Source organism: Algivirga pacifica (assembly GCF_039543525.1).
Taxonomy (GTDB): Bacteria; Bacteroidota; Bacteroidia; order Cytophagales; family Flammeovirgaceae; genus Algivirga; species Algivirga pacifica.
The window spans coordinates 28781-50081 of the sequence record NZ_BAABJX010000005.1; the positions used below are offsets into that span (position 1 = coordinate 28781).

A 21301-nucleotide genomic window follows, 5' to 3' on the forward strand; every position below is an offset into this window, starting at 1 on the left:
CTTTAAAAGGGAGACTCCACTAAAATCAATTATATTATGAAGAAAATACTTATTGCAACGACCTTGGCAGCAGCATCTTTGTCTGCTTGTACAACGGGAACCAATACAAAATCTGAACTGAAATCAGAAATTAACAAGGATATGAGCCTGAACGAGAAGCTTTCTGAGATCCAAAAGAAATACGATATCCTGGGCATGAGCGTAGTCGCTCAGGAGAAAGGAAAAACAGTATTTGAACGTTATGCCGGACTAAAAGATCACGAACGTGAACTAGCCGTAGACGCGAATACGAAATACAGAGTAGCCTCTATCTCCAAGTATGTGGTGACGACAGGCTTGATGAAACTTTATGAGCAAGGGAAATTTGATCTAGAGGAAGACGTAAGTACTTACCTTGGGTACCCATTGAGAAACCCTCATCATCCAGATAAGAAGATTACTATTAAGCATATCCTGACGCATTCTTCGGGTCTTTCGGATAGCGATTATTATTTCAACTTCTTGATGGACACTTACCGTCAAAAATCACCGAAACTACAAGAGGTATTTACAGAAGGAAACCAGTACTACAATGATAGTACATGGAATACTTTTGAGCCAGGGGTACATTTCGAATACTCTAACCTTGGTTTTGGGGTGATTGGCAATCTAATTGAGAAGTTCTCCGGAAAGCGTTTTGACGTGTATATGAAGGAAGAGTTATTGACTCCATTGGGGATTCAGGGAAGCTTCAATCCGGAAGATCTAGCGAATATCGATGACCTTTCAACACTCTACAGACGTAAGGAGCTAAGTCCTGACAGTGTATGGGTACCACAGACCGATCACTATCAAGGAGAGCGTCCTGAGCCGAGAAAGGATTTGGAAACCTATCAGGTAGGAGACAATGGCGTAGCCTTTGGTCCACAAGGAAGCTTCAGAGGAAGTGCAGAGGATTTGGCTAAAATCATGCAGTTGCACCTTAATAAAGGGACATACAATGGGGTACAGCTGTTGAAGCCAGAAACGGTTGCCTTGATGGATAGTGCACACTTTGTAACAGATGGTGACAAGCTGTTTAAGGAAGTGGGACTATGTACACACATTACAGAGGATATGATCCCTGGAACGCGTTTGTATGGACATACAGGAGATGCCTACGGTTTGCATAGTGTGATGTTCTTTGATCCAAAAACGGAGAAGGGAGTGGTAATCATTATGAACAGCTCTATGGTAGAGGAGAGTGAGTTAGGGTTCTATACGGTAGAGTTGGAACTGATGCGTGCCATTTGGGGCGAGCTTTTTAATGAAGAAGAATTATCAATGAATAATTAATTATCAATTAGGGTTGCTTTATTAGAGTATGTTTTCATCCTAATGATAAATGTATACCTCGCCCTAGGCGAGGGGCTATATAGGGCGTACTTATATCTTATATGAGTACGCCCTATAATTATTAATAACAGATCGTTAAAAATCCCCAATTGAAAATTAATCATTGAAAATTGATAATTAAAAATTGATAATTAAAAAAAATATTAGTTTTGTGCATCGAATTTCATCCCCTAATTCAACACACAAATGAAGGCTATAAAAAATACCGGTTTTAGTTTTGAGAACGCAACCAATGTTTATCACGGAAAGGTAAGAGACGTTTACAGTTTCGATGATAAGTTGGCCATGATAGCAACAGATCGTATCTCTGCTTTTGATGTGATTTTGGAGCGTGCGATCCCTTATAAAGGACAAGTATTAAACCAGATTGCTTCCAAGTTCTTGGACTTGACTTCTGATATTGTTCCTAACTGGGTAGAAAAAGTAGTGCATCCTAACGTAACCATTGGTAGAAGATGTGAGGCTTTCCCAGTAGAAATGGTAATCCGTGGCTACTTGGCAGGACACGCATGGAGAGAGTACAAAGCAGGAAGACGTACCCTTTGTGGTGTGGCGTTGCCGGAAGGACTGAAAGAAAATGATAAGCTTCCAACACCTATTATTACGCCAACAACCAAAGCACACGAAGGGCACGATGAGGATATTTCCAGAGAAGAGATCCTGGCACAAGGTTTGGTGACAGAAGCGGACTATGTTCAGCTAGAAGAATACACGAGAGCGTTGTACCAAAAAGGAAGTGAATATGCTGCAGGCAGAGGACTAATCTTGGTAGATACCAAGTACGAGTTCGGAAAGCAAGGTGATACGATTTACCTGATTGATGAGGTACATACGCCAGATTCTTCTCGTTACTTCTATGCAGAAGGTTATGAGGATCGTCAGGAAAAAGGAGAGGCACAGAAACAATTGTCAAAAGAATTCGTTAGACAATGGTTAATAGAAAACGGGTTCCAAGGTAAAGAGGGGCAGTTGCAACCGGAGATGAGCGATGAGTTTGTAACTTCTGTAACCAACCGCTATATCGAATTGTATGAGCAAATTGTGGGAGAACCATTCCAAAAGGCTTCATACGATAGTATTATGAATGAAATGGAAAGTGCTATTGCAGGATATTTTAATTAAGTTGGAATATTGATTTGTCATACTACCAACTCGCTTTGTTGAATCGTTGAATTCCACCTTCGGTGAGTTGAATCGTTGATTCGAGTTGATTTGTTTATTGAGTTCAATCAACAGTTCAACTCGAATCAACGAGCGAAGCTCAATTCAACAAGCAGCGTAAGCTGCCTCAACGATTCAACAAAGTATGATGGCTATTTATTCAACTTTGATAATAGCACCCCTACTTAATAGCATTTTTTACACATTTTCTTTTACCTTTAAGGAAACACATTACCCATAAAACATAAGTTATTAATTATTTCATACTATGAGGTATTCGATTGATAGAGCAGAAAAATATACGGTATTAACGCCGGAGGAAGAGAAACTGGATTCGTTGAAAGCGCCAATGTTGAAATCTGAGCTGGTAACTCTTTTTCAGTCAGGAACAGAGAACTTGATCTTGGATATGCAGCACGTAAAATATGTAGACTCTTCAGGGTTGAGTGCTATTCTTGTCGCAAAACGTTTAGCTGATGAGACGAATGGTGAGTTGGTGATTGCAAGCTTGTCGGAACACGTAGAAAAGCTATTGAAGATTTCTAAGCTAGATAGCGTACTTAAAATTGTCGCAGACAAAGAGGCTGCAGCAGAAGTGATCTTCTTGAACGAGATCGAGAAAGAGAACGGAGCAGAATAACATAGCTTCTTGTCTCAGGTAGTGACAAGTATATAGAGGTTGTTTCATAACTGTTAAGTGAAATTATATTCAATTGGATAAAGGAGAAAGGATGAAGGAGTAATACCTGTTTATGAGGTACATATTCCTTCATCCTTCATCCTTCTTCCTTCAATGCAAGAAGCGTATATCCTTGAATGATTTTCATTTGACCATTGTGTTATGAAGGAGCCTCTTTTTGTATTTGCATAATTTTATGGTAGACAACCAAACTTTCCTTACCTTTGCCCCGAATTGATGATAGGAATTAGGAATTTAATAATTCTGTCTATTCTTTTTCAAGGAATTATCGAAGGGACTTTTGCAGATGATGGTATCTGCATTCAGATCAGCATATAGTCTTTTTAGGGCTATCAGCATCTTTTTTATTAACAACATAAATCATTATTGCGTTGAGTTTTGAAGTAACCATATTAGGGTCAAGTGCGGCCATTCCTATACAGGAAAGGCACATGACCTCCCAGTACGTGAAGGTGGAGAAGGAAGCGTTTTTGATCGATTGCGGAGAGGCGACCCAGTTTCAGTTATTACGCAATAATATTAGCCTGCATAAGATTTCTCGTATCTTTATTAGCCATTTGCATGGAGATCATTTTTATGGTTTGCCGGGATTACTTTCGACTATGCAAATGAACAAGCGTACAGACGACTTGCATATTCATGCGCCCAGAGGTTTAGATGAAGTACTTCTAGCTAATTTCAAGAATAGTCAGACAGTACTAAACTACAGGGTGTTTATTTATGAGACTTCTCCCAATTTTCCTGAGATTATATATGAAAATGACACCTTGTATGTGGAGACTATACCGCTGAAACATCGAGTGCCATGCACAGGTTTTTTGATAAAGGAAAAGCCTAAAATGAGAAGGATAGAACCAGATAAGTTACCAGCTGGGATTCCTTTTGAGATGTTTAAGCAGTTAAAGGCAGGAGAGGATATTGTATTTGAAGGTGAACTACTTAAAAACGAGGAGGTAACGTTGCCTCCTAAGCATAGCCGTTCCTATGCTTTCTGTTCAGATACCGCTTACTTTGAGGATATTATCCCTCAGATAGAAGGATGTGACTTGTTATATCACGAATCTACTTTCACAGAAGCACATAAAGAACGGGCTAAGGAGACGTATCATTCTACCGCTAAGCAAGCGGCAACCATCGCACAGAAAGCAGCCGTAGACCGCTTGTTGATTGGTCATTTCTCTGCGCGCTATAAAAGCTTGGACCCTGTATTGGAAGAAGCAAAGGAAGTATTTCCTAATACATATTTAGCTACTGAGAACGTCAAGTTCTGTATAGATTGCTAGTGGTTGAGGCGGCTTGCGCCGCTGGTTGAGCCCATTACATGGCGTAGACTTCGCTCCGTTGAGTAGCGCTTTGCGCTGTTGAGATTAAGCAGTACTGTAAAACTCAACGAAGCGAAGCCCACGCCATGTAATGGGCTCAACGGCACGCAGTGCCACTCAACCAGCGGCGTAAGCCGCCTCAACAATACTGCTAATTTTTAATAAGAAAACTATTGACCAATGAACAAACGACTAGAGTACATCAAAGCACATATTGGAAAAGATAAGTTTGAAGGCCCCTCACAACTAGGGAACTGGCTGCATGGCCGTATCGTCAAGGCTGAAGAAGGAAGTTTAACAGTTTCTTATCAAGTAAGAAAAGAAATGACAAATCCCGTAGGAATGCTGCACGGGGGAACGATTTGTGCCATGCTGGATGAAGTGATTGGGATTACGACTTATACTTTGGATATCACTCATTTCTATCCTTCAGTTAATTTGAACGTAGATTATCTTTCTACCGCTAGGGAAGGAGACGAAGTACTGGTGACTACAGAGCTTATCCGTAAAGGACGTAATGTGATCCATATGGAAGGCAAAGTCCACAATGCAGAAGGAAAATTGCTGGCTAAGGCAACAAGTAATTTGATCAAAAGTACCATCGAAATATAGGCTTCTTTGTTGAGGCGGCTTGCGCCGCTAGTTGAGTGGCACTACGTGCCGTTGAGTAGCGCTTTGCGCTGTTGAGATTGAGCAGTACTGTAAAACTCAACGGAGCGAAGCTCCTCTCAACGGCACGTAGTGCCACTCAACTAGCGGCGCAAGCCGCCTCAACAGAAGTTATCCCTCATAAAGTACCTTCGTTTTGAAGTCGTAATACGAACGATCTTTAAAGTGCAACCCCGCTTTCAAGAATAAATCCTCTCCCTGCATATACGCCGTATAATACCCATATACGCCATAGGTTTCTTTACAGAAGTCTGTGATCTCTTTAGGAATATCGATACCAAAGAAAAAAATCACTTTAGAAGACCCATTCTCTTGCTCGTATAGCTGCTGAAGATTAGAAATACTTGTATCCTCAGGAGTAATATAAGTTACCGCTTCTCCTTGGTATGCCCCTTTAATGAGCTCTCCCTCTAATGTTGATCCCGTGGCAGCCGTCAAGGCTGTTAGTATACTTGTTCTATCCATGATGGTTTTTATCAGTGAACAGTGTGCAGTGAACAGTGTACACTGAACAGTGAATAATTATATCAATTTTCAATTGCCAATGATTAACGAATAGTGGACAATGAATAGTAAATAATTGAAAATTGAAAATTAATCATTGAAAATTAATACCACTACATTAGCAATAATAGACAAAACCGCAATTTGCTCACTGCTCACCGTTAATTGCTCATTCACATTACCCTGTCGGGATTCATAAAGTGTTAAACCCTTGCTAATCATCATGATAATTATAGTGTCGATCTTAGCGGTATGAATAAAAGAATGCCAAACATACTCCTTAAATACTATGAATAAACCTTTGTTATACCTGACGGTATTATTAGCCACTAAAATTGTCGTATTGATGCTTTTAGCAATGATATGAACTGTTGAGGCGGCTTGCGCCGCTAGTTGAGTAGCGCTTTGCGCTGTTGAGTTGTGCTTCGCACGTTGAGTTTTGCAGTAGTGCTATTTCTCAACAGCCCGAAGGGCTACTCAACGGCACGCAGTGCTACTCAACTAGCGGCGCAAGCCGCCTCAACATTTAAGTTTATTAGCACCAAGTTCATATAGTTATCTTCAGAGTTTTGAGATTCGCATATCTCAACGTTTAACCCTTATTGATTGATAACTATGCACAAAATGATTTATTGCCTTCTGAGTTTAATGCTGCTCCTTGGGTTCTTCTCTTGTGAAAACAAAGATGAACTTAGCCCTTTAGAAGAACAGTTGCCTGTAGATTCACCTCCATCCCCTGCTTGGAAAACTTCCTTGACTCCTGTCATGAAAAAAGCAGTGTACAAAGATACGCTTAGTATGCCGGCGAGAATACCGGAGTATGTCAGTGAAGAGTGAAGGATTTTCAATTTTCAATGATTAATTTTCAATTATTCCAAAAGGTGTGCTTCCAAATAAGCTCTCAATAGATAACAGGTACAAGCAGTGAATAATTAAAAATTGAAAATTAATCATTGAAAATTAATACCACTGCCCTAGCAATAATAGACAAAGCCGCAATTTTGCTCACTGCTCACTGCTCACTGCTCACTGCTCACTGCTCACTGCTCACTGTTCAGTTTGACTCGTATCCCTACCTGATAACCAATCCATTGCATAAACACATTGCCATTGGCAGATTCCGTGCGCACATAAGGAGTGAGGTACATAGAGATAGGGGTAGGAGAGGAGATACTTTCATCAATGGCAGAGGTTTGTAGAATATTCCAGTTGCCTCCTCCAAATATAGTCAGGCGTTTTCCGGTTTTTAGAGAAAGGGCTATGGACGCATTGGCTAACCAATGGTTATCTCGTGTCAATCGCTGGTAATGTTGTAAGCTGTAGAGCATGAGGTCGCCATTGACTCCTAGTCTTTTATAGATCTGATGATGACTTCCTACTCCATAACCTAGGGCGAGAAATTCAGGGCTTTCTGTCATGCCACCGATCGATAGAATATTGTAGAACTGTGGAAGGCCTGTTTTCAAGGAAACAGTATATAAACTATTTAATTGATAGCCTGCTTCTAGTTCCTGATAGCCATTTTTTACAAAACTTAAGAGTCCAATAGGAACTCCTTCAGTGACTTCCTTGCTGAAGTTCAAAAGACCGAGCTGAACGCCTTTTAAAGTATCAGCTTGATTGAGTAAACCGACTTGTGTTCCTTCTATGGTTTTACTTTGGTTGCGTAGCAGTGTCCATTGTGTCCCTTCTAAGTTCTGCGTACTTATATTCTGTAACAGACTAAATTGATGCCCCTTGAAAGGTCCTTTCACGCTGTTGTACAGGGAGGCGATTTGTACGCCTTTCCCTCCTTTTTGATTATGGTTGCTTATTCCGGCCAGTTGTATTCCTCTCATACTTCCTCTTATATAGTTGGAAATACCAGCGATTTGCACTCCATTGAGGTGATAGCCTGCTTGATTGTAAACGCCAGCGAACTGTACTCCTGAAGTGATAAAGCGATTGATATTGGTAACTCCAGCAAGTTGTACTCCTCGAAGTACTCCACCTACAATATTGTTGACACCGGCAATCTGTACTCCGTGTACGTTATACCGAATAATATTGGTGATTCCTGCCAGTTCGTATCCTCTAACCCCTGCAGCATATCCGGCCAATCCATTAATGGCAACATGGTTGATCGTATACTTGTCACGAATAAGGTTACTGCTTAATACGGGAAGTAACCCTATTTTTAGCCATTTTCGGGAGAGTGTATCCCTTTGTACTTCATGCTTTTCAATGGAGGGGACAAACCACTGGTACATTTGTAGCTCTTCTATGGAGGTGTTATTCAGGGTAAAAGCCTGTGGAATACTTTCTAACGCTCTTTTTTCTTCAGGAACTAAGCTATCCAGTAAGGCCACGATATCCGTAGAGGCTTGTGGTATTTGCAATGAAGTATTGTCCACAGGGATATTTGCCTGTAAGCCTATTTTGATTTGTAGGTTACGATTGAGGTGTAATGGAATGTATTTCGTTTGATACCCTTTTTGCTGTACTGTAAGCTGTAGTTTAATACTAGGGTTGTGGAATCGGAAGGTAAAGATTCCTTGGGTATTAGTGGTTGCAATATGTCCTAGTCCCTTGTCGTAGAGTTTTGCCTCTGTCAAAGGTTGTCCGGTACGGTGGTCTACCACTATACCACTCAGCGTATTGGTGATCTGTATCTTGGGTGGGATGATTGTCTTTTGTCTAAAAATCACGACCTGTGTTCCCATACATTTATAGTCGAGCTTTTGAGAGTATAACAACGTATCCAAGACTTGTTGTAAAGGTGCCTCTTCCAAGTGAAGCTGAATTGTTGAAGTATTTTTTAATACCTCGGCATTATAGGCCAGATCAAATTGAGCCGAACGACTTAAGGTAAGTAATACGGCAGGGAGTGTTTGTTGCTCTGCATGGATTGTTACTTTTTGATCAAGAAGTGCTTTTTCTTGTGCCTGTAAACCCATAGGGTAGAGGAATAAAACACTATAAAAAAGAATTGAAGATACGAAGTGTTTGCTCACGGTACTTTTTCTTTACTATCGATAGACTTTCAGGTTAATCCTGTCGCTGTCTACAGAATAATATACTACTTATCAGTTATCGTTTATAAACAATAAGCGATAACCGATAAACATCTATAATACAACTGATGGGCCTTTTCCCCCACTTTAGTTGCAGGTGCCCAATACCTTGAAGTGGGAACTGTCCTGTTGATGGATTTCAATCCCAAGGGAGAGTTCTAAGAACTCAATCATTTCCTCCAGGGCATAGGCACGTTGGTTAAACATGCTTAGCCTGCAGTTTAACAGATCTTGTTCCCCGATTTCAAAGTGGACATCATAAGCCATCTCCAATTGTTCCAAAACAACAGGAAGAGGAGTATCTGTAAAGTTAAATTGCTTGCTTTTCCAGGACCATTGATTCCCAACAGTCTGTGTTGTGGTAAAGGTTTCTTCCTTTATGGTATAGGTAGCAATATCTCCTTTAGTCAGTGTGACAGGAGACGTAACTTGTTCTTTGTGCTTAAAGATAACCTTTCCTTCCCGAACAGCGACTTCTGTCCCAAGGCTATCTATTTTGATATTAAAGGCTGTACCGACCACCTGAATCTGGGTGTTGGGGAGGTTGACGATAAAGGGACGGTCAGGGTCGTGACTGATCTCAAAAAAGGCTTGCCCTTTTTGCAGTGTAACCGTTCTTTGATGCTTGGCAAATTCCTCTGGGTATTGGAATGTAGCCCCTTTATCTAAGGTGATTAAGGATTTATCTCCCAGTTCAATAGCCTGTGTCTCACTTGCAGTCAGCTGCTGTAAAGGTGCATTTGTTTCCTCTTGTACTAGTTGGAATAGCCAAATACTTCCCAAGAGAAGGGTAACTGCTGCGGCAACTTGCCAAACAATGGGTTGCCAACGAACGGTTTTCTTTGTATCGCTTGGAAGTTGTGTACGGTCAGTTATTTTTTGCCAGGCACTATTACGATCAAATTGTACTTCTGTCTGCTGCTGTTGCAACAAACTCCATTCCCACGTACGCTGATACTGCTGGAAGTAGCGTTCGTTCTCTTCAGCTTCCTGTCTCCAGGAGTGCAAGAACTCTTCTTCCACAGCATTCGTCTCCTTGGTTAAATATCGTATGATCAGTTGATCTATTTCCATATCGTCTTATAATGTCTTCTTATTACTAAGATGCGCTGTAATCCATTTACCCCTATTGGGCAGTGAACAGTGAGCAATTAGGAATTATCAATGATTAATTTTCAATTATCGCATCTTAATAAATGGCAGAGGTGAGTAGTGAATTATCGAAAATTAATACTTCTACACTAGCAATTATATACACATAGCATTAAGTTCACTGTTCACTGTTCACTGTTCACTGATTAAGCACCATGCTAGCCAGCAAACGGGTAGGTATTCGGCTAAATCCACTCGTAAGGTGCTTAGTGCTTTTCCCATTTGTGCTTCCACTGTTTTGATGGAAAGGCCTAGTTCCTCGGCAATTTCCTTGTATTTCTTTCCCTCGAACCGACTCATTCTAAAGATCTTTTGTCGTTGCTCCGGAAGATTATTCAGGCATTGTTGGATTTTCTCACTGAGCTCTAGTTCCACTAAAATATCCTGAGGGAAATAGGTATCGGTTTGTACCTTGAGAACCTCCTGTTGGTAATTACTCCTTACCTTTAGCTTTCGTAATTGATGTAAACAGTTGTTGCGTACAGAACCATATAGGTAGGCTTTAATGGAGGTGCTGATCTGAAGTTGCTCCCTTTTCTCCCATAATTGACAGAAAAGCTCTTGAGCGATCTCTTCGGCGTTTTCTGTATCTCCCATATAGGAAAAAGCATACTGGCACAATCCTTCATAGTAGTCTTGAAAGAGTTGCTCCAGTGCCTTGGGATCACTGTCAGATAGGCGTTGAAATATGTTGTGGTCTTCTGTGTTCACATTGATTATATTTTTAGGTCGATCACAAGGGTCATCTTTTATTATCCTTTTTATTGAATCGATGGAAGTCGGGGTGACTACAAGGGGCGCCCCAGAAACTGGTCTTAGGGTCCTCCCTAAGACCTGAAGCGGGTTTGTACCACGCTCTCTACATGCACGATTTCCTTAAATTGACAGCATTGTATTATGGCCTATAACAGGCTTCTGCTACCTTCTATATTTTGGGCCGGGTCTCCCTTACTTTTTACCTCTATAAGTAACATTAAGGAATACCCCCAATAGCACTAATCCCATGCCGACATAGACTTCCCATTGGAATAATTCTCCAAATAAGAAAAAGCCATAGAGTAATCCATAGATAATTCCTGTGTAGTTGGCACTGGCTACTTTATTGGCCTGGTCTGTTTGATAGGCTTTGGTCAACAAGATTTGTCCAATTTGTGTCAAAATTCCGATACCCAATAAGAAAAGCCAGTCGGTTCCTTGAGGAGTTACCCAATTGAAATAAGAGTATAGTCCTGTGATAGGCATGGCCACAAAAGGGAAGTAGAAGACAATTACCACAGGGTTTTCTTTTCCCTTGAGTTTGCCAATCATCGTATAAGCTGCAGCAGCGAGTAATGCACCTACAATACCCAATACGAAATAAAGTGTTTCTACTCTACTGTCAAAACCCTTGATCATGCCGATACCCGCAAAACAAAGTAGGAAGAAAAACCATTGGATGGGGCGAATACGCTCTTTGAGAAAGATGGCCGCCAGTAAAGCGGTAAAGATCGGAGCCAGGTAATGTAACAGTAAAGCAGAGGCTAAAGGCATATTTTGGAAGGTCGCAAAAACCATCACCAAAGCTAATGTACCGAAGATTCCTCTCATCCAAAGGGTTGGACGGTTTTCTGGCTTTCCCCATATATTTACGTTCTGACGATAGAGCATTGCATAGCTCATGACGAGTGAAATGGCGGCACGGAAAAAAACGACCTCAGTGGCGGGGATATGCGAGACGAATTTGACAAAAGTCTGCATGGTTGTCATCACCAAGGTGGACAGTAACATAAGTTTGACTCCTTTGGATAGCATTTCTATTTGTTAGCTGGTTTACTGTAATGATTTTCAATCGACAAAGATACAGAAATATCAGCACCTCCTAAGTTGGGGATTGGATATTTATCAGTATGAAATGTTGACATTGCTCATCATTTACGACCTCCTATCCTTCCTACATTTGGGTAGTAAACAGATTTTTAGAACAAACAAGCGCTACCAGAAGCCAGGGGCGATTACTAACAACTACAATAAACGATGAAACAAGTCGAGGAATGCTATCATTGCGGAGAACCCTGTGAGGATGAGATCATTCAAGAAGAAGAGAAATCTTTTTGTTGTAACGGATGTCATATGGTGTATCAGGTATTGGACCAGAATGACCTGAATCAATATTACCAACTGAATAACAAGCCTGGTGTACAGCAAAAAGTCAGAACATCCCGAGAGAAGCTTGCTTATTTGGACGATGAAAGTATTCGTAATAAGCTGATTGACTTTTCGGATGGAGGAACTACTCGTATTAGTTTTCATCTACCTCAGATTCATTGTTCTTCTTGTATATGGTTACTGGAAAAACTGCCGGTTTTACAGGAAGGTATATTCAATGCAAGGGTAGATTATATGAAAAAAGAAATCTACGTAAATTTTGATGAGTCGGTAATCTCTATACGCAAGCTGGTAGAAGTGTTGATCAATCTGGGGTACGAACCGTTGATCAACCTGGAGCGAATGGATAAAAAGGAGAAAAAGAACAGTACCCAAACTACCGCTTTTTATATCAAGCTGGGGGTCGTGGGTTTTTGCTTTGGGAATATCATGCTATTGAGTTTTCCGGAGTACTTGGGCATTACTTCTTTTGATCAGCAACTCGTAGAGGTATTTGGTTATCTGAATATCCTATTGTCCATTCCTGTATTTTTCTATGGAGCAAATGATTATTTGAGGTCAGCCTGGTCGGCGATCAAACATAAGGGAGTGAATATTGATGTGCCTATTTCCTTAGGGATATTGGCGCTATTTGCTCGAAGTCTATATGAAATCATTAGTGATACAGGGGCAGGGTATCTGGACTCTCTGTCTGCTTTGATCTTCTTATTATTAATAGGAAAGTGGTTTCAGCAGAAAACCTTCGATAATATCAACTTTGAACGAGATTATAAATCTTATTTTCCGATTGCCGTTACCCGTATGGTAAATGGAGAGGAGCAAAGTATTCCCCTTTCCAAGGTCGAAAAAGGGGATATCCTTCGCATTCACCACGGAGAACTTATTCCTGCTGATGCCCATCTATTGAAAGGAAGGGGTAAGATTGATTATAGTTTCGTTACGGGAGAATCCCGACCGATTACGAAACAGGAAGGGGAATTGATTTATGCCGGAGGAAGACAGCAAGGAAGTGCCATTGATATCACAATAGTGAAAGACGTCTCCCAAAGCTACCTGACGAGTCTTTGGAGTGAGCAGGAGTTTCAGCAAGAACAAGCACATGATTTCAATAACTGGACTAATCGAGTAGGGAAATACTTTACGATGATTGTCTTGTTGATCTCTACAATTGCAGCTACTTACTGGTGGCAAGAACGAGGAGCCGAGTTTGCCCTTTATGTATTTGCTGCTGTATTGATTGTCGCTTGTCCTTGCGCCTTAGCGTTGAATGTTCCTTTTACATTGGGAAATACACTCCGAATATTGGCCCGTGCAGGCTTCTACATTAAAGACACCAATGCGGTAGAACGTATGGCATCTCTTACGGATGTAGTTTTTGATAAGACAGGTACTATTACTGCTTCGGATCAGACGCAAGTACAATGGGAAGGAGAGACACTGACGCCCAAATTGCGAAAAAATATTGCAGCCTTGATGAAGCAATCCTTGCACCCTGTTAGTGTACAGGTGAGTACTTATTTGAATGAGAATGTAAAAGGTATAACAATAGAAGGGTATCAAGAAGTAGAAGGAAAAGGAATTCAGGGGCAGATCGAGGGGCAAGCCGTACAGGTAGGAAGTGCTTCTTTTGTTGGAGTTGATGCTGGGAGTCAACCTAAGGAACTGCAAACCGTGACTTATGTATCAGTCAATGGAAAGGTATTGGGTAAGTTTATTTTGCAGCAAACCCTCCGAGAGGGAATGCGTCCTTTGATTGAGCAAATGGGAACATCTTATCAACTATCCCTATTATCTGGAGATAATGAAGGTGAAAAAGAACGTTTGCAAGAGGTTTTCGGTCAGGAAACTCCTCTGTACTTTCAACAATCTCCTCAGGATAAGATGAACTATATCAGAAGCCTGCAACAGCAAGGTCAGAAGGTAATGATGCTGGGAGACGGTCTTAACGATGCAGGAGCTTTGAAAACGGCTGATGTAGGCGTTGCAGTGGCGGTGGATGTACATCATTTCTCTCCTGCTTGCGATGCTATATTGAGTGCAGAACAGCTTAAACGACTGTTTTCAATGGTCAACTTTACTAAGAACAGTATCAAGGTGGTGAAGTTGGGATTTGTAATTTCCTTAATGTATAATACCGTGGGATTACTGTTTGCCGTGAGTGGTAATTTATCCCCAATCATTGCTGCTATCCTGATGCCATTGAGCTCTATTTCTGTGGTAGGAGTAGGGGTGTTGTTGACGAGCTGGCTGGGAAGGAGAATGAAGAGTTTTTAATGAAGAATGAAGGATGAGGAATGAAGAATATACTATACTACTGGTCGTAGGCTCCAGCCTACGACCCAAAAGCAATTTGGAGGCTCCAGCCTCCAGTAATAAAACGAGAATAGATGAGACCTCTTGAAAAGCTGTATGACCTTTTCCACAAACGAATTTCTTGATTTGAATCAATGAATTACAGCTTTTGCTTGTTCTACTTTTGTTAGAATACATCAAACTGTGATTCATATGAAAATTCATCATTTTAGAAATGCCACGATGGTGGTAGAAACCTCGACACAGGTTATTCTAGTTGATCCTATGTTAGGTCCAAAGGGAAGTATGCCTACCTTTACCTTGTTTCGTTATAAAGCCCGAAAAAATCCTATTGTGCCTATGCCGGCAGGGTGTGAGCCTATTCTGGAGAAAGTAACGCATTGCGTGATCACACACCAGCATCCAGACCATATTGACAAAGCAGGAGAGCAGTTTCTAAAAGAAAGAAATATCCCCGTTACTTGTAGTGCCAAGGATGAAAAGCACTTTCGTAAGAGAGGGTTGAATGTCGTACAGACTTTGGAGTATTGGAAGGAAGAGACTTTTTTGGGAGGAACGATTATGGGAATTCCTGCCCGTCATGGTTATGGTTTTATAGCAGGCCCAATGGGTAATGTGATGGGATTCTGTATTGCATTGCCAGATACGCCATCTTTGTATATTAGTGCAGATACGGTATATACAGAAGATGTAGATAAAGCACTAAAAACCTTTAAACCAGAAGTAGCAGTAGTAGCAGCAGGCACTGCTCGATTGGACTTCGGAAAACCGTTATTGATGACGGTGGATGATGTGGTCCGTTTTGTAAAGCAGGCCCCGGGAAAAGTATTGGCTAATCATCTAGAAGCCGTAAACCATTGCCCTACTACCCGAAAAGGTTTGAGAGAACGATTGACTTCGGAAGGGATAAGTGAGAAGGTATCTATTCCGGAAGATGGAGAAGTTGTGGAGTTTAGTCATTAAAAAAATAACCTCCTCCATCAAGTAATGATAGAGGAGGTATATTTTATATCTTGGAAGGACCAAACTATCGTGTAGAGTAGTTAGGAGCTTCTCTTGTAATAGTCACATCGTGTGGGTGAGATTCTCTAACTCCAGCACCAGTGATTTTTACAAATTTTGCATCTTGTAGTTTTTCAATGCTGTTGGCACCGCAGTAGCCCATACCAGCTTTCAAGCCTCCTACCATTTGGTAGATCACCTCTTCTACACGTCCTTTGTAAGGAACACGTCCAGAGATTCCTTCTGGTACCAGCTTTTTAAGGTCGTCCTCTGCATCCTGGAAGTAACGATCTTTAGATCCTTTGTCCATAGCCTCAACAGAGCCCATACCACGGTAAGACTTAAACTTACGTCCTTCGTAGATGATCATTTCTCCTGGAGCTTCTTCAGTACCTGCAAGCAATGATCCGATCATCACTACACCAGCACCACCAGCGATCGCTTTTACAAAGTCACCTGAGAAACGGATACCACCGTCAGCAATAAATGGAACGCCTGTTCCTTCTAGTCCTTTTGCCGCTTCAAATACTGCAGCAAGCTGAGGGACACCAACCCCTGCAACGACACGAGTTGTACAGATAGAACCTGGTCCTACTCCTACCTTAACACAGTCAGCACCTGCATCAGCCAAAGCTCTAGCTCCTTCAGCTGTAGCTACGTTACCAACAACAACATCTAGCTCAGGGTATTCTTTCTTTACACGCTTAAGAGCATCAATAACTCCTTTAGAGTGACCGTGTGCAGTGTCTAGTCCAATGATGTCAACACCAGCTGCTACTAGTTCAGTAACACGCTCCATCATATCACCAGTAACTCCAACAGCAGCCCCTACACGCAGACGACCGTATTGATCTTTACAGGCGTTAGGTCTGTTCTTGTTCTTAAGAATGTCTTTATAAGTGATTAGCCCGATTAGCTTGTTTGCTTTGCTAACAATTGGAAGTTTTTCAATCTTGAACTCCTGAAGAATCTCCTCAGCTTGTTCCAATGTCACTCCATCGTTTGCCGTAATAAGGTTCTCTCTGGTCATGATTTCCTTCACCTGTCTTTTCAGGTTCTTTTGGAAACGAAGATCTCTGTTGGTAAGGATACCAACTAGAATGCCCTCTTTATCGATTACAGGGATACCTCCAATTTTGAATTCTTTCATCAAGGCATTAGCATCTGCTAATGTCTTTTCCGGTGTTAGGGTTACCGGATCCAGAATCATACCGCTTTGTGAGCGTTTTACCTTTCTTACTTGAGCAGCCTGCTCTGCGATCGTCATGTTTTTGTGAATAAAACCAAGACCACCCTCATTGGCAATAGCAATTGCCAATTCCGATTCGGTAACAGTATCCATTGCAGCAGATACCAAAGGAATGTTTAGCTTGATTTTTTTAGTAAGGTAGGTAGACGTATCTGTCTCTCTCGGAAGAACCTCTGAGTATGCTGGGCGTAATAATACGTCGTCGTATGTTAACGCCTCATAAAGGACTTTAGATGGATCTATTGACATCGATAGCAAATATTTAAGTGTTAATATTTGCCGGACAAATTTAGAGAGAATAAATATCAGTGCAAACAAAAATTCTTTATTTCTTTTTCAGATTCCTTTGCAGGTAACAAAGTAAGACCTTGTGGTGATGTTGTTTAATTTGAGGGTATTGAGGTATTGTTCTGTGTTACTTTGTTTATTGTGCTCTCGTGAGAGGATTTGTTTTGAAGTCGCAGAATAATATTTTTTTTGCAAGGGGGCTCTTTTTTAATAGTACGAAGGAGACTAAGAGAGGAACAATTCTTTTGATTACTCGTTGTAAACGTTATGCATTCCTTATATTTGACCGTATACTTTTATAGGGTATACAGTCAATCACTTTTTAGAAGCCAATAAAAACTACTGAAAAAGATTATATCCATGAAAAAAATAGAGTTTGTTCTGACCTCCCAGCATGGAGGAAAACGTTTTTTGGCGGATGCCATTTGGAAGAAGCATGAGGCGAAAAAGCCTGTTATTATCTTGATTCACGGTTTTAAAGGGTTTAAGGACTGGGGATGCTTTAACTTGATGGCAGAACAATGGGCTGAAGAAGGTTTTTTGGTTGTGAAACCTAATTTTTCTATGGATGGAACAACAATGGATATGCCTTGGGAAGTAACCGATATGGAGGCGTTCTCAGAAAATACATTTACAACAGAGCTAGACGATATAGGCACTGCAGTGGATTGGATTTTTGATGATGATTGCCCTGTTCCAAATGTAGATCTTAACAATGTACATCTTGTTGGACATAGTCGTGGGGGAGGAATGGCTTTATTAAAAACAGCGGAAGATCCTCGCATCAAAAAAGTGGTAACTTGGGCAAGTATTCCTGCGATTACTAAGCTGTTTTCGGATGATTTTATAGAGAAGTGGAAAAAGAATGGGATTGCGCATGTCATTAATGGACGAACAGGGGAGAGTTTGCCTTTGAAGTATAAAATCGTGGAAGATTATTACACCAATCAAGATCGATTGGATATTGGTAAGGCGATAGCAACATTGGATGTTCCTATTTTAATAATTCATGGTAGTGAAGATGAAACGGTGCCGGTTAAAGCAGCGCATTATTTACATGTGAAGCAACCGGGCAGTAAAATGCTGATCGTAGAAGGAGCCGGACATACTTTTGGAGGAGAGCACCCTTATACTAAGGAGAGTTTGCCAACGCATTCTCAAGAAATCATGAGAGCAACTACTCAGTTTTTAAGGTAAAAGGTAAAAGGTAAAAGGTAAAAGGTAGGGGCGACCCCACGTGGTTGCCCACATAAACTAACAATTCAACGGAGCGAAGTCCACGCCATGTAATGGACTCAATAGTGCTTGTCGCTACTCAACCAGTGGTGTAAGCCGCCTCAATAATTCAACAATAATATGGAAGATGCTTACTTAACTATAGAAGGAATATCTGAAGGACTATACAAGGAGAAAGGAAGTAAGTTTTTAGGATTTGCTCATCGCGTAAGAACAGAAGAAGAAGCAAAAGAAATTGTACAGCAGTATCGTAAGCAGTATTATGATGCTCGACATTGGTGTTATGCCTATATTTTAGGGGCAGACAAAAAACGTTTTCGTGCCAATGATGATGGGGAACCAGGGAACTCTGCAGGGACACCTATCCTCAATCAGATACGTTCCAAGGACCTGACTGACGTAGTCGTGATTGTGGTACGGTACTTTGGAGGAACTAAACTGGGAGTCTCAGGATTAGTGAATGCCTATAAAACCGCTGCCGCTGAGGCTTTGGAAGAGGCGACAATTATCGAGGAGTTTTTACAGAAACACGTTCGTATCGGCTTTGAATACCCTCAAATGAATGAGGTGATGAAGGTGGCCAAAAACTACGACTTGGATTTTAGTCAACAGGAGTTTGATATGAATTGTCGTATAACCTTTTGGATAAGAGAATCACTATTTCCAGAAGTGCAGGCCAAGCTGGAGGATATCGATGGGCTGACGTTGACAGTTTTTAATGAAGAATGAAGAATGATCAATTATCAATGTTGGTTTTTTCACAGGTATGAATAAGTCATTAATTGAAAATTAATCATTGAAAATTGATAATTTTTCACTGCAAAGGGTCTTTTAATCGTAGCTTCACCTTCAATAAGCCTCCATTTGCTTTTTGTACCACTACGGTCATTTTGCCTCTTTGTTGATGTAATAGTTCGATTACTTTCTCATAAGAGCAGGTTAATGTGCTTACTCCGTTGATGCTTAGTAATTGATCACCTGCAAGTATGCCAGCTTTTTCGGCGGGAGAACCTTTTCTGACCATGGCGATTTCATAAAAATAGAGACCGGGGATAGGAGTTTTGACTTCTAACCCACTTAGGTTGTAAAGCCATTGGTCTGAAAAGTCGGCTCCTTTTTTAAGGTAAATGGTTTCATTTTGGTAGTCAAGTGTGATTTTAAACCTTCTTAAAAGCTCTCCGCCTACACTTCCTTTTCGATCTGTTTGCTCACCGATTCCTCTAAATGCTAAGGTGTCAGGGAAATTGATGACAGGGTTTTTAAAGGTATAATCCCCTATTTGAAAAGCTTTTCGACGATCGAGCTTCCCATAAAGACTACCGTTGAGTCCTACTCCCAGGTAGGTTCGGAGTGCTTTGGTACTAGCGAGTAGGTTTTCGTTTTCATCTTCAAACAATGTAATGCCGTTACTGGCTCCGGTATCAATCATCAATTCAAGACTGTCTAGTGGTTGCGGTTGCCCGCTGAGGTTTGCAGTGATAAATGCTCTGCGGTTTCTGACATCCATGGGAATGGTCTGATACCTTTTTTTTCGTCTTTTGACCTTTTTCTGAAAATAGTCGTGTTGGTATAGGGTGATCGTTTTTCGGTTATAATTTAGGTCAATCACAAAGTCTTTGAAGATATTGTAACCTATTAATCCATGAATTTCCATACCCAGATTCTCAGAGAGATGATAGATGTCTCGTTCAGGGAATAATACATCCTGATTGTTACCAATAACTCCCCCCTTGATGTGAATATGATTGCCCCAGGAATGGTAGGCATCTAAGGATTCTGTCTGATCTGTTCCTACTCCCTTGATCGTTATCTTACGCATACGTTGTGTGTTGAGCTTTGCATTCTTGGCGGCTTCCTTATGCACCATAATGGGATAGCCTACTCCCGTATCCAGAACAAAATTTAAGGGTTCTTTTTGTCGGTTAACGTATACGGGTATGATGATCAGGTTGTTGATCAATTGAAATTTGATGCGTAGCTTTTTCTGCTTTTCCCTTTCAAAAGTGAAATCTTTTAATGCACTGCTGTTGTTGGATTGAGACCAACTGGCGGTGGCATAAGAACAAATAAGTAACAGAAGTAAGATTAATCGATAAAGCATGCGTTGAGGGCGTTTTAGCAACAGTATATGACAATTGTTACAGATACAATAGGGTGATGAAACAGTTTGCATTGAATAGGGTAATCCTCAATAATTTATGAAAAATATAACTATTATTCAAGGAGGAGCGATGAGTGTAATAGAACAGAAATCTTAGTATTTTACAACCTCCTTGTTCAGGGATCTACATTATTTTTGCGATATTGCCGAATTCTAATGTTGGGGAAGCGGATAGAAATCTCGTATTCCTTGCAAACCACAGAAGTTTCTTAAGAAATCAATCATGCGAATCGATATAATTACTTGTGTGCCTAAATTGTTGGAAGGGCCTTTTTCTCATTCCATTCTTAAAAGAGCACAGGATAATGGACTGGTGGAGATTGCCGTTCATGATTTGAGAAAGTATGCCATTAATAAGCACGGGCAAATTGATGACTATGCTTATGGGTATGGTGCGGGAATGGTTTTAATGATAGAGCCTATAGAGCGTTGTATCAATGACCTGAAAGCAGAAAGAACTTATGATGAGATCATTTATATGACACCGGATGGAGAGGTGTTTAATCAACAAACGGCTAATCAGTTATCTCTTGGTGGTAACCTGATTATTTTATGTGGTCATTATAAGGGAGTAGATGAGCGAATTAGAGAGAAATTTATTACCAAGGAAATTAGTGTAGGAGATTACGTATTGACGGGAGGAGAACTGGGAGCAGCAATCGTCGCTGATGCGGTAGTACGCTTAATCCCTGGTGTGATGAATGATGAAACCTCTGCACTATCCGATTCTTTTCAGGATGATTTATTGGCACCACCTGTATATACCAGACCTGCAGAATATGACGGAATGAAGGTGCCAGATGTTTTGCTTTCAGGACATGAAGCGAAGATTGCAGAGTGGCGCTTTGAGAAATCTATAGAGCGTACAAAGGAGCGTCGTCCCGACTTGTATGAGAAGTTTAAGAAGAAATATTAGTAATCACAGTAGCTAAAGATATATAAGAATAAATCCGATTTTTATGCAAAATAATT

19 protein-coding genes are annotated in these 21301 nt (G+C 40.8%); 11 read left to right on the top strand and 8 right to left on the bottom strand.

From position 1 onward, the window contains the following. Positions 1-36 precede the first annotated feature (36 nt). The 5 genes from ABD985_RS01120 to ABD985_RS01140 all read left to right on the top strand — a co-directional run bounded on the left by ABD985_RS01120 (position 37) and on the right by ABD985_RS01140 (position 5169). Positions 37-1314: a serine hydrolase domain-containing protein gene (locus tag ABD985_RS01120; RefSeq protein ID WP_345368573.1), complete on the top strand. Its 1278-nt coding sequence runs from the start codon at positions 37-39 to the stop codon at positions 1312-1314. A gap of 246 nt (positions 1315-1560) precedes the next feature. Further along, a complete protein-coding gene (locus ABD985_RS01125; protein WP_345368574.1) occupies positions 1561-2496 on the top strand; it encodes a phosphoribosylaminoimidazolesuccinocarboxamide synthase in 936 nt (311 codons plus the stop codon). Positions 2497-2803: 307 nt separating this feature from the next. Beyond that, positions 2804-3175, top strand: a complete 372-nt coding sequence (locus tag ABD985_RS01130; protein WP_345368575.1) for an STAS domain-containing protein — start codon at positions 2804-2806, stop codon at positions 3173-3175. A 431-nt stretch (positions 3176-3606) separates the two neighbouring features. Beyond that, entirely contained in the window at positions 3607-4518 is a 912-nt protein-coding gene (locus tag ABD985_RS01135) for a ribonuclease Z (protein ID WP_345368576.1), read from the top strand. Positions 4519-4737: 219 nt separating this feature from the next. Further along, positions 4738-5169, top strand: coding sequence for a PaaI family thioesterase (locus tag ABD985_RS01140; RefSeq protein ID WP_345368577.1), 432 nt, complete (start codon positions 4738-4740; stop codon positions 5167-5169). A 168-nt stretch (positions 5170-5337) separates the two neighbouring features. On the opposite strand, the gene ABD985_RS01145 is transcribed toward ABD985_RS01140, so the two are convergent. Together ABD985_RS01145 and ABD985_RS01150 are read right to left on the bottom strand one after the other, a co-directional pair. Continuing rightward, positions 5338-5691 (bottom strand): hypothetical protein, encoded by a 354-nt coding sequence (locus ABD985_RS01145; RefSeq protein ID WP_345368578.1) that lies wholly within the window; start codon positions 5689-5691, stop codon positions 5338-5340. A 129-nt stretch (positions 5692-5820) separates the two neighbouring features. Next, positions 5821-5955, bottom strand: coding sequence for a hypothetical protein (locus ABD985_RS01150; RefSeq protein WP_345368579.1), 135 nt, complete (start codon positions 5953-5955; stop codon positions 5821-5823). Between the two features lie 390 nt (positions 5956-6345). Between ABD985_RS01150 and ABD985_RS01155 the strand changes: the two genes are divergently transcribed. Continuing rightward, the gene (locus ABD985_RS01155) at positions 6346-6567 is read left to right on the top strand and encodes a hypothetical protein (protein WP_345368580.1); all 222 of its coding nucleotides are present in this window, start codon (positions 6346-6348) and stop codon (positions 6565-6567) included. 203 nt (positions 6568-6770) lie between these two features. Here the strand turns inward: ABD985_RS01155 and ABD985_RS01160 are convergent, their stop codons facing one another. From ABD985_RS01160 to ABD985_RS01175, 4 genes are all read right to left on the bottom strand, one after another. Beyond that, a complete protein-coding gene (locus ABD985_RS01160) occupies positions 6771-8723 on the bottom strand; it encodes a carboxypeptidase-like regulatory domain-containing protein (RefSeq protein WP_345368581.1) in 1953 nt (650 codons plus the stop codon). A 147-nt stretch (positions 8724-8870) separates the two neighbouring features. Further along, the gene (locus tag ABD985_RS01165) at positions 8871-9857 is read right to left on the bottom strand and encodes a FecR family protein (protein WP_345368582.1); all 987 of its coding nucleotides are present in this window, start codon (positions 9855-9857) and stop codon (positions 8871-8873) included. Positions 9858-10067: 210 nt separating this feature from the next. Next, a complete protein-coding gene (locus tag ABD985_RS01170) occupies positions 10068-10646 on the bottom strand; it encodes an RNA polymerase sigma-70 factor (protein WP_345368583.1) in 579 nt (192 codons plus the stop codon). A 237-nt stretch (positions 10647-10883) separates the two neighbouring features. After that, entirely contained in the window at positions 10884-11726 is an 843-nt protein-coding gene (locus tag ABD985_RS01175) for a DMT family transporter (protein ID WP_345368584.1), read from the bottom strand. 222 nt (positions 11727-11948) lie between these two features. On the opposite strand from ABD985_RS01175, the gene ABD985_RS01180 reads away from it, so the two are divergent. Both ABD985_RS01180 and ABD985_RS01185 read left to right on the top strand, forming a co-directional pair. Continuing rightward, positions 11949-14354 (top strand): heavy metal translocating P-type ATPase, encoded by a 2406-nt coding sequence (locus ABD985_RS01180; protein WP_345368585.1) that lies wholly within the window; start codon positions 11949-11951, stop codon positions 14352-14354. 231 nt (positions 14355-14585) lie between these two features. Continuing rightward, positions 14586-15356 carry an MBL fold metallo-hydrolase gene (locus tag ABD985_RS01185; protein WP_345368586.1) on the top strand — a complete coding sequence of 257 codons (771 nt, stop codon included), beginning with the start codon at positions 14586-14588 and terminating at the stop codon, positions 15354-15356. 64 nt (positions 15357-15420) lie between these two features. Here the strand turns inward: ABD985_RS01185 and guaB are convergent, their stop codons facing one another. Beyond that, positions 15421-16893 carry an IMP dehydrogenase gene (gene guaB, locus ABD985_RS01190; protein WP_345368587.1) on the bottom strand — a complete coding sequence of 491 codons (1473 nt, stop codon included), beginning with the start codon at positions 16891-16893 and terminating at the stop codon, positions 15421-15423. A gap of 399 nt (positions 16894-17292) precedes the next feature. On the opposite strand from guaB, the gene ABD985_RS01195 reads away from it, so the two are divergent. Both ABD985_RS01195 and ABD985_RS01200 read left to right on the top strand, forming a co-directional pair. Beyond that, positions 17293-18129, top strand: a complete 837-nt coding sequence (locus tag ABD985_RS01195; protein WP_345368588.1) for an alpha/beta hydrolase family protein — start codon at positions 17293-17295, stop codon at positions 18127-18129. Positions 18130-18288: 159 nt separating this feature from the next. Further along, on the top strand, positions 18289-18897 hold the full coding sequence (locus tag ABD985_RS01200; RefSeq protein WP_345368589.1) for an IMPACT family protein: 609 nt from the start codon (positions 18289-18291) through the stop codon (positions 18895-18897). A gap of 85 nt (positions 18898-18982) precedes the next feature. On the opposite strand, the gene ABD985_RS01205 is transcribed toward ABD985_RS01200, so the two are convergent. Continuing rightward, positions 18983-20269, bottom strand: coding sequence for a PDZ domain-containing protein (locus tag ABD985_RS01205; RefSeq protein WP_345368590.1), 1287 nt, complete (start codon positions 20267-20269; stop codon positions 18983-18985). A 283-nt stretch (positions 20270-20552) separates the two neighbouring features. Between ABD985_RS01205 and trmD the strand changes: the two genes are divergently transcribed. Beyond that, the gene (trmD, locus tag ABD985_RS01210) at positions 20553-21245 is read left to right on the top strand and encodes a tRNA (guanosine(37)-N1)-methyltransferase TrmD (RefSeq protein WP_345368591.1); all 693 of its coding nucleotides are present in this window, start codon (positions 20553-20555) and stop codon (positions 21243-21245) included. The last annotated feature ends 56 nt before the right edge of the window (positions 21246-21301 follow it).

Excerpts from the sequence above, each read along its gene's own strand:
- ABD985_RS01150 (WP_345368579.1), bottom strand. The coding sequence starts at position 5,955 with ATGATGATTAGCAAGGGTTTAACACTTTATGAATCCCGACAGGGTAAT.
- ABD985_RS01125 (WP_345368574.1), top strand. The coding sequence starts at position 1,561 with ATGAAGGCTATAAAAAATACCGGTTTTAGTTTTGAGAACGCAACCAAT.
- ABD985_RS01200 (WP_345368589.1), top strand. The coding sequence starts at position 18,289 with ATGGAAGATGCTTACTTAACTATAGAAGGAATATCTGAAGGACTATAC.
- ABD985_RS01140 (WP_345368577.1), top strand. The coding sequence starts at position 4,738 with ATGAACAAACGACTAGAGTACATCAAAGCACATATTGGAAAAGATAAG.
- ABD985_RS01205 (WP_345368590.1), bottom strand. The coding sequence starts at position 20,269 with ATGCTTTATCGATTAATCTTACTTCTGTTACTTATTTGTTCTTATGCC.
- ABD985_RS01130 (WP_345368575.1), top strand. The coding sequence starts at position 2,804 with ATGAGGTATTCGATTGATAGAGCAGAAAAATATACGGTATTAACGCCG.
- ABD985_RS01185 (WP_345368586.1), top strand. The coding sequence starts at position 14,586 with ATGAAAATTCATCATTTTAGAAATGCCACGATGGTGGTAGAAACCTCG.
- ABD985_RS01195 (WP_345368588.1), top strand. The coding sequence starts at position 17,293 with ATGAAAAAAATAGAGTTTGTTCTGACCTCCCAGCATGGAGGAAAACGT.
- ABD985_RS01175 (WP_345368584.1), bottom strand. The coding sequence starts at position 11,726 with ATGCTATCCAAAGGAGTCAAACTTATGTTACTGTCCACCTTGGTGATG.
- ABD985_RS01180 (WP_345368585.1), top strand. The coding sequence starts at position 11,949 with ATGAAACAAGTCGAGGAATGCTATCATTGCGGAGAACCCTGTGAGGAT.
- ABD985_RS01145 (WP_345368578.1), bottom strand. The coding sequence starts at position 5,691 with ATGGATAGAACAAGTATACTAACAGCCTTGACGGCTGCCACGGGATCA.
- trmD (WP_345368591.1), top strand. The coding sequence starts at position 20,553 with ATGCGAATCGATATAATTACTTGTGTGCCTAAATTGTTGGAAGGGCCT.
- ABD985_RS01120 (WP_345368573.1), top strand. The coding sequence starts at position 37 with ATGAAGAAAATACTTATTGCAACGACCTTGGCAGCAGCATCTTTGTCT.
- guaB (WP_345368587.1), bottom strand. The coding sequence starts at position 16,893 with ATGTCAATAGATCCATCTAAAGTCCTTTATGAGGCGTTAACATACGAC.
- ABD985_RS01165 (WP_345368582.1), bottom strand. The coding sequence starts at position 9,857 with ATGGAAATAGATCAACTGATCATACGATATTTAACCAAGGAGACGAAT.
- ABD985_RS01155 (WP_345368580.1), top strand. The coding sequence starts at position 6,346 with ATGCACAAAATGATTTATTGCCTTCTGAGTTTAATGCTGCTCCTTGGG.